The sequence below is a fragment of the Saccharopolyspora montiporae genome (assembly GCF_015209505.1).
GTDB lineage: Bacteria > Actinomycetota > Actinomycetes > Mycobacteriales > Pseudonocardiaceae > Saccharopolyspora > Saccharopolyspora montiporae.
The window spans coordinates 53,702-68,302 of sequence record NZ_JADEYC010000011.1; the positions used below are offsets into that span (position 1 = coordinate 53,702).

At 73.0% G+C, this 14,601-nt stretch carries 15 protein-coding genes; 6 read left to right on the forward strand and 9 right to left on the reverse strand.

What is annotated here, in order from left to right; all coding sequences use genetic code 11:
• Positions 1 to 17: 17 nt before the first annotated feature.
• On the forward strand, positions 18 to 602 hold the full coding sequence (locus IQ251_RS07195; RefSeq protein WP_193927685.1) for a rhodanese-like domain-containing protein: 585 nt from the start codon (positions 18 to 20) through the stop codon (positions 600 to 602).
• A gap of 7 nt (positions 603 to 609) precedes the next feature.
• Positions 610 to 1,377, forward strand: a complete 768-nt coding sequence (locus IQ251_RS07200) for a sulfite exporter TauE/SafE family protein (protein ID WP_370591244.1) — start codon at positions 610 to 612, stop codon at positions 1,375 to 1,377.
• On the opposite strand, the gene IQ251_RS07205 is transcribed toward IQ251_RS07200, so the two are convergent.
• From IQ251_RS07205 to nadA, 4 genes are read right to left on the reverse strand one after another with little or no spacing between them, the layout of a single operon-like run.
• Entirely contained in the window at positions 1,378 to 2,283 is a 906-nt protein-coding gene (locus tag IQ251_RS07205) for a CPBP family intramembrane glutamic endopeptidase (protein ID WP_193927686.1), read from the reverse strand.
• 50 nt (positions 2,284 to 2,333) lie between these two features.
• On the reverse strand, positions 2,334 to 3,182 hold the full coding sequence (gene nadC / locus IQ251_RS07210; RefSeq protein ID WP_193927687.1) for a carboxylating nicotinate-nucleotide diphosphorylase: 849 nt from the start codon (positions 3,180 to 3,182) through the stop codon (positions 2,334 to 2,336).
• On the reverse strand, positions 3,179 to 4,783 hold the full coding sequence (locus IQ251_RS07215) for an L-aspartate oxidase (protein WP_193927688.1): 1,605 nt from the start codon (positions 4,781 to 4,783) through the stop codon (positions 3,179 to 3,181). Before IQ251_RS07215 ends, nadC begins: the two co-directional genes overlap by 4 nt.
• The gene (nadA, locus tag IQ251_RS07220; RefSeq protein ID WP_193927689.1) at positions 4,780 to 5,796 is read right to left on the reverse strand and encodes a quinolinate synthase NadA; all 1,017 of its coding nucleotides are present in this window, start codon (positions 5,794 to 5,796) and stop codon (positions 4,780 to 4,782) included. The genes IQ251_RS07215 and nadA overlap by 4 nt, the downstream gene beginning before the upstream one ends.
• Before the next feature lie 80 nt (positions 5,797 to 5,876).
• Between nadA and IQ251_RS07225 the strand changes: the two genes are divergently transcribed.
• The gene (locus IQ251_RS07225) at positions 5,877 to 6,590 is read left to right on the forward strand and encodes an NUDIX hydrolase (RefSeq protein WP_193927690.1); all 714 of its coding nucleotides are present in this window, start codon (positions 5,877 to 5,879) and stop codon (positions 6,588 to 6,590) included.
• Between the two features lie 69 nt (positions 6,591 to 6,659).
• Positions 6,660 to 7,334: an LON peptidase substrate-binding domain-containing protein gene (locus IQ251_RS07230; RefSeq protein WP_193927732.1), complete on the forward strand. Its 675-nt coding sequence runs from the start codon at positions 6,660 to 6,662 to the stop codon at positions 7,332 to 7,334.
• A gap of 6 nt (positions 7,335 to 7,340) precedes the next feature.
• Here the strand turns inward: IQ251_RS07230 and IQ251_RS07235 are convergent, their stop codons facing one another.
• Positions 7,341 to 7,958: a DUF2567 domain-containing protein gene (locus IQ251_RS07235; RefSeq protein ID WP_370591245.1), complete on the reverse strand. Its 618-nt coding sequence runs from the start codon at positions 7,956 to 7,958 to the stop codon at positions 7,341 to 7,343.
• Between the two features lie 182 nt (positions 7,959 to 8,140).
• Between IQ251_RS07235 and IQ251_RS07240 the strand changes: the two genes are divergently transcribed.
• Positions 8,141 to 10,138: an arabinofuranosyltransferase gene (locus IQ251_RS07240; protein ID WP_370591246.1), complete on the forward strand. Its 1,998-nt coding sequence runs from the start codon at positions 8,141 to 8,143 to the stop codon at positions 10,136 to 10,138.
• A 23-nt stretch (positions 10,139 to 10,161) separates the two neighbouring features.
• Here IQ251_RS07240 and IQ251_RS07245 read toward each other — a convergent pair whose 3' ends face one another.
• Complete coding sequence (locus IQ251_RS07245; protein WP_193927691.1) at positions 10,162 to 11,373, reverse strand: cytochrome P450 family protein; 1,212 nt, start codon at positions 11,371 to 11,373, stop codon at positions 10,162 to 10,164.
• A gap of 175 nt (positions 11,374 to 11,548) precedes the next feature.
• On the opposite strand from IQ251_RS07245, the gene IQ251_RS07250 reads away from it, so the two are divergent.
• A complete protein-coding gene (locus tag IQ251_RS07250) occupies positions 11,549 to 12,514 on the forward strand; it encodes an AsnC family protein (protein WP_193927692.1) in 966 nt (321 codons plus the stop codon).
• A gap of 34 nt (positions 12,515 to 12,548) precedes the next feature.
• Here IQ251_RS07250 and IQ251_RS07255 read toward each other — a convergent pair whose 3' ends face one another.
• The 3 genes from IQ251_RS07255 to lspA all read right to left on the reverse strand — a co-directional run bounded on the left by IQ251_RS07255 (position 12,549) and on the right by lspA (position 14,553).
• Entirely contained in the window at positions 12,549 to 12,947 is a 399-nt protein-coding gene (locus IQ251_RS07255; protein ID WP_228046305.1) for a hypothetical protein, read from the reverse strand.
• Between the two features lie 68 nt (positions 12,948 to 13,015).
• On the reverse strand, positions 13,016 to 13,900 hold the full coding sequence (locus IQ251_RS07260) for an RluA family pseudouridine synthase (protein WP_193927736.1): 885 nt from the start codon (positions 13,898 to 13,900) through the stop codon (positions 13,016 to 13,018).
• Positions 13,901 to 13,941: 41 nt separating this feature from the next.
• Positions 13,942 to 14,553, reverse strand: a complete 612-nt coding sequence (gene lspA / locus IQ251_RS07265; RefSeq protein WP_193927693.1) for a signal peptidase II — start codon at positions 14,551 to 14,553, stop codon at positions 13,942 to 13,944.
• Positions 14,554 to 14,601: the final 48 nt, after the last annotated feature.

Genomic DNA, 14,601 nt, shown 5'->3' on the forward strand with positions numbered 1-14,601 from the left:
AGTCCGGAAGGACGACCATGACCGCTTTACCGTCCACATCGGATGTCCACCAGGTGCGCGAACTGCGCACCAGCCACCCGCGCGCCCGCGTCATCGACGTGCGCACCCCGGGTGAATTCGAGTCGGCGCACATCCCCGGCTCGCGCAACGTCCCGCTGGACCTGCTGCAGCGGCACCGCGGCGCGCTGGCCACCGAGCACACCGACCCGGTGGTGCTGGTGTGCCGCACCGGCAACCGCGCCGAGCAGGCACGCACCCTGCTGGCCGAGTCCGGGTTCGACGAACTCACCGTGCTCGGAGGCGGCGTGGACGCCTGGGACCGGTCCGACGCGCCGCTGGAGCGCGGTCGCGGGAAGTGGGCCATGGAACGCCAGGTCCGCCTGGTGGCCGGATCGGTAGTGCTGACCAGCGTCCTCGGCAGCCGGTTCGTCCCGAAGCTGAAGTGGGTCGCCGCGTTCATCGGCGGCGGGCTGACCTTCGCCGCGATCACCGACACCTGCGGCATGGCCAAGGCGCTGTCCCTGCTGCCGTACAACCGGACCCCGCAGCACGACGCCGACGACCTGCTGTCCGCGCTGACCGGCGCGGATCCGGCTCGCTGAGTCGACCGTGCCGCTGATCGCCGCCGCCGGCATCGTCCTCGGCCTGTGCATGGGCCTGCTCGGTGCCGGCGGTTCCGTCCTCGCACTGCCGGTGCTGGTGCACGGCGCCGGCCAATCGCCGGCGACCGCCATCCCGACCGCGCTGGCCGTGGTCGCGCTGTCCTCGCTCGGCGGACTGCTGTCCCGGCCCCGGCTGCGCCAGGTCCGCTGGCCGGTGGCGGCGGTCTTCGCCGCGAGCGGCGTACCGGGTTCGTTCGCCGGGACCGCGCTCAGCCGGACCCTCGACGACGACCTGCTGCTGCTGGGTTTTTCCGTGCTCATGGCGGTGGTGGCGGTCCGGATGCTGCGCGGCGACGATGCCGGCGTGGACCACTGCCACACCGCGGGTGGGGCGTTCGACTGGCGCAGGTGCCTGCCGCGATCCGCGCTGACCGGTGCCGGTGTGGGCGTGCTGACGGGTTTGTTCGGCGTGGGCGGCGGTTTCCTCGTGGTGCCCGCGCTGACAGTGCTGCTCGGCCTGTCCGCGGGCCAGGCGGTGGCGACCTCGCTGGTGGTGGTCACGGTCAATTCGGCGGGCGGGCTGCTGGCCCACCTCAGCGATCTGCAGGGCGTGGACCTCGGCGTCCTGGCGGTGTTCGCGGTCACCGCGCTGCTGGCCTCGGTGCCCGCCGGACGGCTGGCCCACCGGCTGCCGGGCGAGCTGGTGCGCCGCGCGTTCGCGGTGGTCGTACTGCTCGTGGCGGTTGGGATGGCGGCGGGCGCGCTGCTGGGCTGACTAGGACCGCGCGCGCCGGAACGCGATGTGCGCGACGACCGCCCCGGCCAGCAGGACCGCCGTGGTGACCAGGCTGCCCTCCACGCCGAAGCCACCGCCGGTGAGCAGGTCCTCACTACCGGGCACCGGCACGGTCCGCAGCAGCGTCGCCTGCAGGTCCATTCCGGACACCGGGATGCCGTAGACGTTGCCCTGCAACCAGTTCCACACCACGTGGAAGGCACACACGCCCCACAGACCGCCTTCGGCCAGCGCCCACAGCGCCAGCAGCACCCCGATGAGCGCGATGTTGACCAGCGCGACCCAGCTGAAGTGCATGTTCACCCCGTGCAGCGCGGCGAACACGGCGGCCTGCACGAGCACCGCCGCCACGAGTCCCCACCGGCGAAAGGTGACCTGCAGCAGGTATCCGCGGGTGACGACCTCCTCGGTGGTGGCCTGCACCGCGAAGCCGGTCAGCGCCACCAGCACGACGCCGATCCCCGCGCGGGCCGCACCGGAGGTGGAGGCGCCGCTGAGCAGGCCGAGCAGCACCGGGATCGACACCAGGACCGCGGCCACGACCGCGCCCAGCGCGAGGTGGGTCAGCGGGCGGCCGCCGGTGGTGAACCCGATGCTGCCGAACGGGCGGCGCTCCTTGCCGGCCATCCACAGCCACAGCAGCAGCACAGCCCCGCCGAAACTCAGCATCGTGGCCTGCTGGGTGGCCAGGCCCATCCGCCCGGTGAGCAGCTCGACCGGGTCGGCGCCGAACAGCGGGATCAGCGCGAACCCGGCCAGCAGCTGCCCCACCAACAGGCACACCAGCGCCACGACGATGCCTACCACCGGGCCGGTGGGCCTGCGGGCGCGCTCGGCTCCGGCCAGCAGGGGCGAGATGGCGGGGGCACGGCTCTGCTCGGTCATAGCCGCCGATCGTGCCCGACCGCTTCCCGAGCGGCACGAACCCCCGCGGCTCACATGTCCAGACCCAGGTCCAGGCTCGGGGCCGAGTGCGTGAGCCCGCCGACCGCGAGGTAGCCGACGCCGGTCGCGGCGTACTCCCGCGCGTGCTGCAGCGTCAGCCCGCCGGACGCCTCCAGTTCGGTGCCGCACCCGCGTTCGCGCACCAGCGCGACCGCCGCCGCACACTGCTGCGGGGTGAAGTTGTCCAGCAGCACCAGGTCCACGTCCTCGTCCAGCACCTCGGCCAATTCATCCACTGTGGACACTTCGACTTCCATCGGCAGGTCCGGGGCCCGCAGGCGGCAGGCGCGCACCGCCGCCACCACCGAGCCGGCCGCGACCACGTGGTTGTCCTTGATCAGCAGCGCGTCGCCGAGTCCCATCCGGTGGTTGCGGCCACCACCGCAGCGCACCGCGTACTTCTGCAGGTCACGCATGCCCGGCAGCGTCTTGCGGCTGTCCCGGATGACGCAGCCCGTGCCGGAGACCGCATCGACCCACTGCCGGGTGCGCGAAGCGATGCCGGACAGGTGGCACAACAGGTTCAGCGCGGTGCGCTCGGCGGTGAGCAGTCCGCGCACCGGAGCCCGCACGCGCAACGCGCAGTCCTCCGCCCGCACCCGGTCGCCGTCCGCGCGTTCGGCGAGCACCGTGTAGCGGTCGGCTCCGATGACCTCGTCCAGCACCGCGCGCACCACCGGCACACCGGCCAGCACCCCCGCCGAGCGGGTGTTGAACCCGGCCTCGGCCACCGCCTCGGCGGGCACGGTGGCCTCGGTGGTGGCGTCCGGACCGTGCCGCAGGTCCTCGCGCAGCGCGGTGCGCACGACCTGCAGCGCGCTGTCCCGATCGACACTCACGCCGCCACCTCCGACACCGCGGTGTCCGCACCGAGCAGGAATCCGGACACGTCCAGGCGCAGCGCCGTACTGCGGCGCAGCTCCCGGTCCGGCTGCGGGAAATCCGTCCTGCGGTGGCTGCCGCGCGATTCGGTGCGTTGCGCCGCTGCGGTCAGCAACGCCTGGGCGGTCAGCAGCAGCGCCGAGTCTTCGACGGCCTGCCGGGTGCTCAGCGGCCGGGCCACCGACCCGCGGTCGAGCACCCGGGCCGCCTCCGCCAATCCCGCGGCGCTGCGCCCGATCCCGGCGCGACGGCTCATGGTGCGCTGCAGCAGGTCCCGGTCGACGACCGGCTGGGCGGGCGGCGGCGCGGCCCGGTCCGGCGACTCGGCGGCCAGCACTCCGGAACGCAGGTCGGCGCCGGCGGCCTCGGCGGCCTGCTGCCCGACCACGAGCCCTTCCAACAGGCTGTTCGAGGCGAGCCGGTTGGCGCCGTGCAGGCCGGTGCGGGCGACCTCACCGGCCGCGTACAGCCCGGTGACCCCCGTCCGCCCGTGCACGGTGGACACCACGCCGCCGCACGCGTAGTGCGCGGCCGTGGTGACCGGGACCGGTTCGCGGCGCGGATCGATCCCCGCCTGCGCGCAGGCGGCCAGCACCGTGGGGAACCGATCGCTGAACTGCGCGGAGATCCCGGTGGCATCCAAGTACACGTGGTCGGTCCCGGTTTCGGCCATCCGCCGCGCGATCGCGGCGGACACGACATCCCGCGGGGCCAGATCGGCCAGCTGGTGCTCGTCGCGCATCACCCGCTGCCCGCGGGCGTCGACCAGCACCGCGCCCTCTCCCCGCACGGCCTCGGTGACCAGGGGGCGACGGCCGCGCGGAGCCCCCGGCGCGTACAGCACCGTGGGGTGGAACTGGACGAACTCCAGATCGGCCACCGCGGCACCGGCCCGCAGCGCCAGCGCGACACCGTCCGCAGTGGACACGTCGGGGTTCGTCGTCGCCTCGTAGAGCTGGCCGAGCCCGCCGGTAGCCAGGAGGACCGCGGGTGCGCGCAGCAGTCCGGTGCGCCCTTCGGCGTCGATGGCCAGCGCACCGGTCACCGCGCCGCGCGACCCGCGGACCAGCTCGGCCACGCAATGCCGCTCCAGCACCGCGATCCCGCCTTCGCGCGCCGAATCCCCGAGCGCCCGCTGCACTTCGGCGCCGGTGGCGTCCCCACCCGCGTGGATCACCCGGAACGCGCTGTGCCCGCCTTCCCGGGTGCGGTCCAGGCTCCCAGCGGCATCGGCGTCGAACCGCGCGCCGAGCTCGCACAACCGGCGTACTGCGGCGCCCCCGGCGGACAGGATGCCGGTCACCGCCGGACGCGAGCACAGCCCGGCACCGGCCAGCAGCGTGTCCTGGACGTGCGCGCCCAGGCTGTCCCCGGGGTCGCCGTCCTCATCGCGGTGCACCGCGATCCCGCCCTGCGCCCATCCGGTGTTGCCCGCCAGCGCGTCGTCCTTGCTGATGACCAGCACGCGCAACCCCAGTTCCCGAGCGCGCAGCGCCGCGGTCAGCCCGGCCACACCGGTCCCCACCACCAACAGGTCGGCGTGCGCCTCCCAGCTCATTCGCCGCCTCCCGGATTCCCGATCCGCACCATCCGCTCGACGCTGGCCCGCGCGCGCTGCGCGGTCCGCTCCGCCACCCGCACCTCGTCGGCGCCCTCGCGCAGGCAGCGCAGCAGCGCGGCGGGAGTGATCATCTTCATGTACCGGCAGGAGGCCCGGTCGTTGACCGCGCGGAAGTCGATGTCCGGCGCGGCCCGGCGCAGTTGGTGCAGCATGCCGACCTCGGTGGCCACGAGCACCGAATCGGCCCCGCTGGTCCGGGCCGCCTCCAGCATCCCGCCGGTGGACAGGATCTTGACCCGTTCGTCGTCGACCGCACCCGTTCCGGCCAGGTACAGCGCCGAGGTCGCGCAGCCGCACTCCGGGTGCACGAACAGCTCCGCATCGGGTTCGGCGGCGGCCCGCTCGGCCAGCTCCGCACCGTTGATCCCCGCGTGCACGTGGCATTCACCGGCCCACACGTGCATGTTCGACCGCCCGGTCATCCGCCGCACGTGCGCGCCGAGGAACTGGTCCGGGCAGAACAGGACCTCGCGGTCGGCGGGCACCGAGCGCACCACCTCCACCGCGTTGGACGAGGTGCAGCAGATGTCGGTTTCGGCCTTCACCTCCGCGGTGGTGTTCACGTAGGACACCACCACCGCGTCCGGATGGCGCCCGCGCCACTCGCGCAGCTGCTCGGCGGTGATGGAGTCGGCCAGCGAGCAGCCGGCGCGCTCGTCCGGGATCAGCACCGTCTTGCCGGGGCTGAGGATCTTGGCCGTCTCGGCCATGAAGTGCACCCCGCAGAACACGATGGTGCTCGCGGTGCTGTCCGCGGCGATGCGGCTCAGCGCCAGCGAGTCACCGGTGTGATCGGCGATGTCCTGGATCTCCGGCAGCTGGTAGTTGTGCGCGAGCAGGACCGCGTCGCGCTGCGCCGCCAGCTCCCGCACCTCCCGCGCCCATTCGGCGTCCGGTTGCACCCCGGTGTAGCCCGCCTCGGTCCGCTGCCACTGCGCAGTCGCGGTCACGTCGTCCTCCTCGCCGCCGGGTGGTCTCCACCGGCGCCCCCGGGACCTCCGGTTCAAGTTTTCGCCTTACAATCGAAAACATGCCGGATCCTAACACCGCGAACCGGACATCGACCCGGGACCTTGGTCACGAAGTGCTGGGCGCGGTGCTGCGCATCCGGGACGGGCGGGTCGGGGTGCTGCTGTGGCAGCGCGCCCGCCAACCGGACGTGCACCGCTGGTCACTGCCCGGTGGCAAGCTCGCCGCCGACGAGGACGTGGAGACCTCGGTGCGCCGGCAGCTCGCCGAGAAGGTCGATGTGCGCACGCTCAGCCACGTCGAGCAGCTCGCCGTGTTCAGCAGGCCCGACCGGGTGCCGGGAGCGCGCCTGGTGGCCACCGCGTTCCTGGCCCTGGTCCCCACCAGCGTCGACCCGGAGATCCCCGCCGACACCGCGTGGTGGCCCGTCGACGAACTGCCCGAGACCGCCTTCGACCACGAGCAGATCGTGCACGCGGCCCGGGACCGCCTGCGCGCCAAGCTCTCCTACACCAACATCGGATTCGCGCTGGCCCCCGCCGAGTTCACCGTCTCCGAGCTGCGGCGCATCTACTCCGCGGCACTGGGCTACGAGGTCGCGGCCACCAACCTGCAGCGCGTGCTCACCCGGCGCGGCGCCCTGGAACCGACCGGCGACACCGTGCCGGCCGGCCCCGCGGGCGGACGACCGCCCGCGCTGTTCCGGTTCGCCTCCCGAGATCTGGCGGTCACCGATCCGTTCGCCGTGTTCCGCCCGCCGGGACCGGGGAACTGAACCGGACCGAGAACACACCGGCGCCGAGCGACTGCCACACGCCCGGCCACAACGTAGGTTGGAACGGTGATGGACACGCTTGCGCTGTTCCCCTTGGGTTCCGTGTTGCTGCCCGGCGGCGACCTGCCGCTGCACATCTTCGAGCCGCGCTACCGGCGGCTGATCGACGACCTGGCCAACGAGGTGCTCCCGGACCGCACGTTCGGCGTCGTGGGCATCCGCCAGGGCTGGGAGGTCGGCGACGACAACGTGGACTCGATGTACGACGTCGGGTGCACCGCCGAGCTCGGCCAGGTCCGCCAGCTGCCCGCGGGCCGGTTCGACGTCAACGCCACCGGCGGGCAGCGCTTCCGCCTGCTGCAGATCGACAGCACGTCCGCGCCCTACCTCATGGCCCGGGTCGAACCGCTGCCGGACGACCCGCCACCGGACGACGGGCCACAGCGCCGCGCCCGGCTCGTCGACGCGGCCCGCGCGGCGCACCGGCGCTACCACGAGACCGGCCTGCGCGGCGGGGCGACCGAGTTCGCCGAGGACACCGACCCGGCGGACCTCGCCTACCGGCTGGCCGACGACAGCGTGCTCACCGTCGAGGACCGGCAGTCGCTACTGGCCGAGACCGACCCGCTGGCCCGGCTGCGCAGCGTGCGCGGGCTGCTGCTGCGCGAAGCCGAGTTCCTGCGCGAGCTACGCGCGGTTCCGGCACCGCTGACCGAGTTCGCGCACGAGACCAGCACGAACTGAGCCGGGCTAGCTGCGCCTGCCGAGGTCGTCGAACCCGTTCCAGGACGCCGCCAGCCCGTAGGTCAGCGCGCAGGTCAGCGGCTGCACCAGCACGGCCCACCCGGTGCCGATCTCCGGGGCCCGAGCGACCGGCTGCCCCACCGCCGGATCCGCCGGCGGCGGGTGCAGCGCCGCCGCGAACGAACCGCCCAGCTGCATGCCCAGCCATGCCGCCAGCAGCGAGCCGATCGCGGCACCCACCAGCAGCACCGGCCCGCGGCGACTGCGCACCAGCCACAGCACGGCACCGACCAGCACGCCGAAACCCGCGCTGAGCAGCAAGAACAGCGCCAGTGCATCGAACTCGTGGTAGGACTCGACCAGCGAGGAGGTGGTTCCGCCCGGGGCCAGCACGCCGTGCTCCGGCGGGGCCAACCGGGACCAGATCCAGCCCAGCGGCACGCCGAGCAGCGCGATCAACGACGCCGCGCTCAACGCAGGTAGCAGATCCGCCCGGACCACCGGCCGCGGGACCGGCGGGGGCGGCAGGAAGCCGTCGAGCGCCGCGTCCGACTCGGCGGCAGCCGGCTCGGACGGCGAGTCCGGAGCGCCGCCGTCGTCCGGGTCCTCCTGCCTGTCCGGCACGCCGACCTCCTCGGACACGCGATCGAGCCCCCTCGGGCACGCGGTTCCCGGGCGACCCCCGGGCGTCGGCCACCCTAGCCTGCGCCCACCGGCGATCCGCATCACCCGACACCCGGATGCAGTGGGCTCATCAACTATTCTGCGCGGCGACATCTGTCAACTGTCGCCAAAGGACTAGCTCAGTGGCGGGAATCGTCCCCACACCGGTGCTGACCGGCCCGAGTCCGATCGATGAACCACGGCGCGATTCGGCGGTGCGGCTCACGCTGCGCAGCACGCTCGGCGAGCTGGTACTCGGGTCCGCGACCGCAGCCCTGGTGAGCCTGCTGCTGCAGTTCGCGGTGTCCCGGTTCACCATCGTCGAACCGAGCTTCGCACCGGAAGCCCTGGCCGCGGCCTCGTCGGCCGTCGTGCTGCTGGTCCTGTTCGCGCTGCTGGCGTTCGGCCACCGCCGCTCGCCGCGGTGGCTGCGGCTGCTGGGCAGCTGGGTGGCGCTGAGTTCGCTGTCCACGTTGGCCTTGGCCCTTCCGCTGCAGAGCACGCGCTTCTACTACGGCGGGTCCTCGGTGGACAACGGCTTCCGCATGCAGTACATGACGCGGATGGCCAGCACGGCCGGGCTCGCCGACATGAACTACGCCGAAACGGCCCCCTACTACCCGGCGGGCTGGTTCTGGCTCGGCGGGCGGTTCGCCAACCTCATCGGCTGGGAGGGCTGGGCCGCCTACAAGCCGTACGCGCTGGCCTGGGTGGCGGTGACCACCGTGCTCGCGTTCACCGTGTGGAGCGTCGTGGTGCGGCGCAGGCTCGCGCTGCTGGCCGCGGTGGTGACCGGCCTGTCCGGGATGCTGCACGGGATCGAGGAACCCTACGCCTGGCCGTCCGCCGCCCTGCTGCCGCCGGTGGCCGTGCTGTGCTGGCACGCCCTGCGCCGCGAGCAGCGGGCCCCGCGCTGGACCCTGGCCTGCATCGGCGGGTTCGTCGGGTTCGCGGCGATCACCTACACGCTGCACTTCGCGTTCGCGGTGCTCATGGTGTTGATCATGGCCATGATCATCGGCGTGTCGAAGGTGCACCGCGGCGCACCGGCCGGCGCCACCGCGCGCGTGCTGTTCCTGCGGCTGCTGCCGATCGGCCTGGTCAGCCTGGTCATCGCGCTGATCGTGTGGCTGCCCTACCTGTGGTCGACCGGGTTCCTGCTGAACAACCCGCGCAGCGCCGCGCAGCACTACCTGCCCGAGGACAGCGCCTTCCTGCCGGTGCCGATGCTGGACAGCACCGTGTTCGGCGTGCTGTGCCTGGCCGGCTTCGCCTGGCTGCTGCTGCGCTGCACCCGCAGCGAGGTCGCCGCCGCGATGCTGTCCATCGTGGTCGCGGTGTACGGCTGGTTCCTGCTGTCCACCCTGGCGCTGCTGGCCAAGAGCACACTGCTGGCCTTCCGGCTGAACGTCATCCTCGACGTGACGCTGGCCGCCGCGGGCGTGTTCGGGCTACTGGAGCTGATCGGCTACCTGCGGCGCACGCTGGACGCGCGGCACGCCGCGCGCATCGGGCTGCTGGCCGGCTCGCTGGGCCTGCTGGGCGCGGTCGCGATCAACCAGAACGCGCTCAGCGACACGCTCAAGGATTCCACCGAGGCCGCCTACTCCGACTACTACCCCACCGGCACCAACGCGGTGGGCGGCACGGACACCGCCGAGGACGGGGCCTGGCTGGACGACGAGATGCGGGCGATCGCCGAACTCACCGGCAAGCCGCCGCAGGAGAACATCGTGCTGTCCACCGACTACACACTCATGTCGTTCGCGCCCTACTGGGGCTTCCAGCAGGAGACACCGCACTACGCCAACCCGCTGGCCGACTACGACGGCCGGGCCGAGGAGATCGCCTCCTGGACCGAGGCGACGAACCCGGAGGACCTGCTGCACCGGCTGGACAGCAGCCCCTTCCCGGCGCCGAACGTGTTCGTGCTGCGCAACAGCCCGAGCGCGCAGGACGCGGAACAGCCCGAGGTCGGCGGGGACTACGAGGAAGTGCTGGCGCTGCAGCTCAAGGAGGACGCGTTCCCGCAGCAGCCCAACGTCCGCGACTACGACGTCTACTTCGACCCGGCGGCGTTCGCATCGCCGGAGTTCGTGAAGCGGCAGATCGGCCCGTACAGCGTGATCGTGCGCCGGTGATGCCCGCGCCGGTCGCCGCCGGATCAGCGCAGCAGCACCGGTAGTTCGCGCAGGCCTCGGATCAGCGTGCTGTAGCGCCACTGCGGTTCCCGCAGCGCAGGCGCCGCGCGCAGGCCGGGGAACCGGGCGGACAGCTGTCGCAGCGCGGTCCGCCCTTCCAGCCGGGCGAGCTGGGCACCGAGGCAGAAGTGGATGCCGTGCCCGAACGCGAGATGCCCCTGCGCCTCGCGCCGCGGATCGAACCGGTCCGGTTCGCCGAACCGCTGCGGATCTCGGTTGGCCGAGGCGATCGACACCCACACGACCTCGTGCGCGGGGATCTCGACCCCGCCGATGTCCACCGGCTGCACTGTGTGCCGGAACGTGCCGTGCATGACCGGGCTGTCGAACCGCAGGGCCTCCTCCACCACCGGCTCGACCAGTCCCGGGTCCGCGTGCAGCTCCCGCCACCTGCCGGGCTCGGCCAGCAGCGCCAGCACGGCGTTGCCGATCAGGTTCACGGTCGTCTCGTGCCCGGCGATGAGCAGCAGAAACACCATGCTGATCAGCTCATCCCGGCTGAGCCGGTCGGCGTCCTCGGAGGCTTCGATCAGACCGGACACCAGATCCGCGTCCGGCTCGGCGCGCTTGCGCGCGACCAGCTCCCCCAGGTACCCGGACAGATCCGCGGCCGCGGCCGCGGCGGCACCCCGGTCGGAGGCGTCGAGCAGGGTGTTCGTCCAGGTGCGGAAGTCCTCGCGGTGCGCCTCGTCGACACCCAGCAGCTCGCAGATCACCTGGATCGGCAGCGGGAAGGCCAGCGCGTCCAGCAGATCGACCTCATCCCGATCACCGAAGGCGTCCAGCAGCCGCGCGGTCAGCCACTCCACCCGCGGGCACAGTTCGTCCACCCGGCGCGCGGTGAACGCCTTGACGACGAGCTTGCGGATCCGCGTGTGGTCCGGCGGATCGAGGTTGAGCATGTGCTTGGCGATGGCGTCGTCGGGGGTGCCGCGCACCTGGTCGTTGGGCAGCTTGTCCTGCACGATCCGGCGCGCGCCGTCCACATCCTTGGACAGCCGCGGATCGGCCAGCGCCGCCCGGACGTCGGCGTAGCGGGTCACCACCCAGACCGGCAGGCCGTCCGAGGTGCGCACCCGGTGCGCCGGGCCCGCTTCGCGCAGCGCCGCGTAGCGTTCGTGCAGGTGCTGCACGAAATCGGCGTCGATGACGGTCGGGTGCTCGGTGGCGGACATGCGGTCCCCTCCCGGTCGGCTCTGCCGACCAGTCAACCCGACCGCGACCGCCCTGTCAGACGCGCGGAGCAGGACCAGCCGCACGGAGCAGTCCGCGCCCGGCACTCGGGAGGAGCACGGGCACAACCCGAGGCATCGCACCGCGGAGCCGCCCGAACCGGTAGCGTGGCCCGACGTGGCTGGCCCGGATCCCGTTGACGTACGACTGCTCAGCGTCGTCGCCGAGATGGGCCGTGCGGCGATCCCGGACATCGCCGGTCGGCTCAACATGGACGTGCGCGACGTCGGCGCCCGGTTGGCCGCGCTGTCCACGACCGGTCTGCCGATATCGATCGGTGTGGAGTGCGACCAGCAGGGCATCCGCAACGCGCTCGCCGCCGCCCAGGCGTGGGCGGCGCAGCACGCGACACCGCCGAGCGGACCGCACTACCCCGCGCACCCGAACAGCGGCGGATACCCCGTGCCGCCGGGTTTCCCACCCGCGCACAGCGGAGGCCACCCGGTCCCGCACCCGCACTCCGGGCCGCATTCCGGCCCGCACCCGCCGCAGCACTCCGGTCCGAGCGGCCCGCAGGGCTTCGCGCCGGCGCCGCCACCGCCGCGCCCGCCCGCGCAGGACCCGGTCGCCACCTGGGGGCCACCGGGATCCGCGTCCTGGGCGCGCGGTGACCACGCCCCCGGCAGCCAGTTCGCCACCAGCCCGGCTCTGCCCCGGCCGCGCACCGGCCGGGTCGGCTCGGCGCTGGAGGTCGTGGGCGCGGAGGGCGAGCAGCTGAGCATGAAGCTGGTCGAGGTGGTGGACCCGGCCGATTTCCTGTTCACCGCAGCCGGTTACGAGCTGAAGGACGGGGAACGCGCCGTCGTGGTGCACACCGAGCTGACCAACCGCGGGCCGATCCCGTTCCAGGCGGTACCGGATGCGCACCTGGAACTGCTGGCCGCGGACGGGTCCCCGGTGGCCGGGTCGACCGTGGCGCTGTCCTCGCGGCCGCCCTACCGCAGCGGCGTCGCCGCCGGGGAGACGGCCGGCGGGCACACCGTGTACGTGCTGCCGGACGGCACCGAACTCACCGCGCTGCGCTGGCGGCCCGCCCCGGACGACGAGCGGCGCACGCTGAACTGGGACATCACCGACCTCTGACGGCCGCGGAACTCCCGCGCGGCACCGGAACCCATCACTCGGGGCGCAGCCAGCCGGACATCCCGCGGCGCTGCTGCCCGGACCGCTCGCGGCTGCGGTACTGCAGCGTCGGCCAGTCCTCGGCGGTCTCGCCCGCCGGGCTCTGCCCCGGGGAACTCTGCCCGGGGGCGCGGCCGGCGGCACCCGGATCCCCGAACACGGCGGGCGCGGCTTCGCCCACGTCCTCGGCACCGATCACGTCGGCGAGGCTGGTGAAGCCCTCCGGCGGGGTCGGCACGTCCGAACCCGGTACCTGGTCGCCGGGCGGTTCCTGGCCCGGTGGCGGCAGCGGGATGCCGCGCGGCGGCGTGGGCACGTCCGAACCCGCGAAAGTCCCCGCACCCGCGGCATCTCCCGCGCCGGATCCCGCACCCGGGCCGTTCGACTCCACCATCTCGCAACCTCCCTGGCCGGACCGCACGGCGGTGCACCAGCGCACCGCCACCACCAGGTTACCGCCGATCACCCGTCCTGATCACGAAGAACGTCCAGAGCGTGTTGCAGGTCGGCCGGATAGGGGCTGGTGTACTCGACGCGGCCGCCCGCGGGGTGCTCGAAGGCCAGGCTGCGCGCGTGCAACCACTGCCTGGTGATACCGAGCTTGCGGGCCAGCACCGGATCGGCCCCGTAGGTCAGATCGCCCGCGCACGGGTGGTTCAGCGCGGCGAAGTGCACCCGGATCTGGTGCGTGCGCCCGGTTTCCAGCTTGACGTCCAGCAGCGAGGCGGCACGGAACGCCTCCGCGGTCTCGTAGTGCGTCACGCTCGGCTTGCCGGTGGACACCACCGCGAACTTGTAGTCGTGCCGCGGATGCCGGTCGATCGGCGCGTCCACGGTGCCCGCGCTCGGATCCGGATGCCCCTGCACCAGCGCCTGGTAGCGCTTGTCCACGGTGCGTTCCTTGAACGCCCGCTTGAGCACCGTGTACGCGTGCTCGCTCTTGGCCACGACCATCACCCCGGTGGTCCCGGCGTCGAGCCGGTGCACCACGCCCTGGCGCTCGGCGGCACCGGAGGTGGCGATGCGCACGCCCGCCGCGGCCAGCCCGCCGACCACGGTCGGCCCGTCCCAACCAGGACTCGGGTGCACCGCGACGCCGATCGGCTTGTCCACCACCGCGATGTCGTCGTCCTGGTGCAGGATCTGCAGCCCGTCGACCGGGGTCGCCACCACCTCCAGCGGGGTCTCCGCCGGGGGCAGGGACACCTCCAGCCAGGATCCGGCCAATAACCGGTCGGACTTGCCGGCCGGACTGCCGTCCAGCACGACGTCGCCGTCCGCGGCCAGCGCTGCCGCCGCACTGCGGGACAGCCCGAGCAGCTTGGCCAACCCGGCGTCCACGCGCATGCCGTCCAGCCCCTCGGGGACCGGCAGGGTTCGGAGATCGCTCACGATTCGTTCTCGCTGGTCTTGTTCTTCCTGGTGTGCACCGTGCCGTCGTAGTCGCGCCCCAGCAGCGACATCAGCACCACGAGCACACCTCCGCACACGATCGCCGAGTCGGCGATGTTGAACACCGGCCAGTACTGCCCGTTGGGCCCGAAGACCGACAGGAAGTCCACCACGTGCCCCTGCAGCGGTCCGGGCGCCCGGAACAGCCGGTCGACGAGGTTGCCGCAGGCACCGCCGAGCACCAGGCCCAGCCCGATGGCCCAGCCCGTGGAGCGCAGCTTCGGCGCCAGCCAGATGATCACACCCACGACCACCAGCGCCAGCAGCGCCAGCAGCCAGGTCAGCCCGGTCGCCAGCGAGAAGGCCGCACCCGGGTTGCGCAGCACGTCCAGGTAGATGAGCCCGCCGAGCGCCCGGACCGGCGGCCCGCCCTCCAGGGTGGCCACCACGGCGACCTTGGTGACGGTGTCCAGCAGCAGCGCCACCGATGCGACACCGAACAGCAGCACGAGCAGTTTCCGGGGTCTGCGCCGCACTCCGCCACCGCCTTCGCTGCCGGTACCGGTCGGGTGCTCTGCTGGCGGCTGCTCGGTGCTCACACCGGCCATTGTCCCCGACCGGCCCCGGTGCGACCGCGTCGCCCACGCCGGGACCGG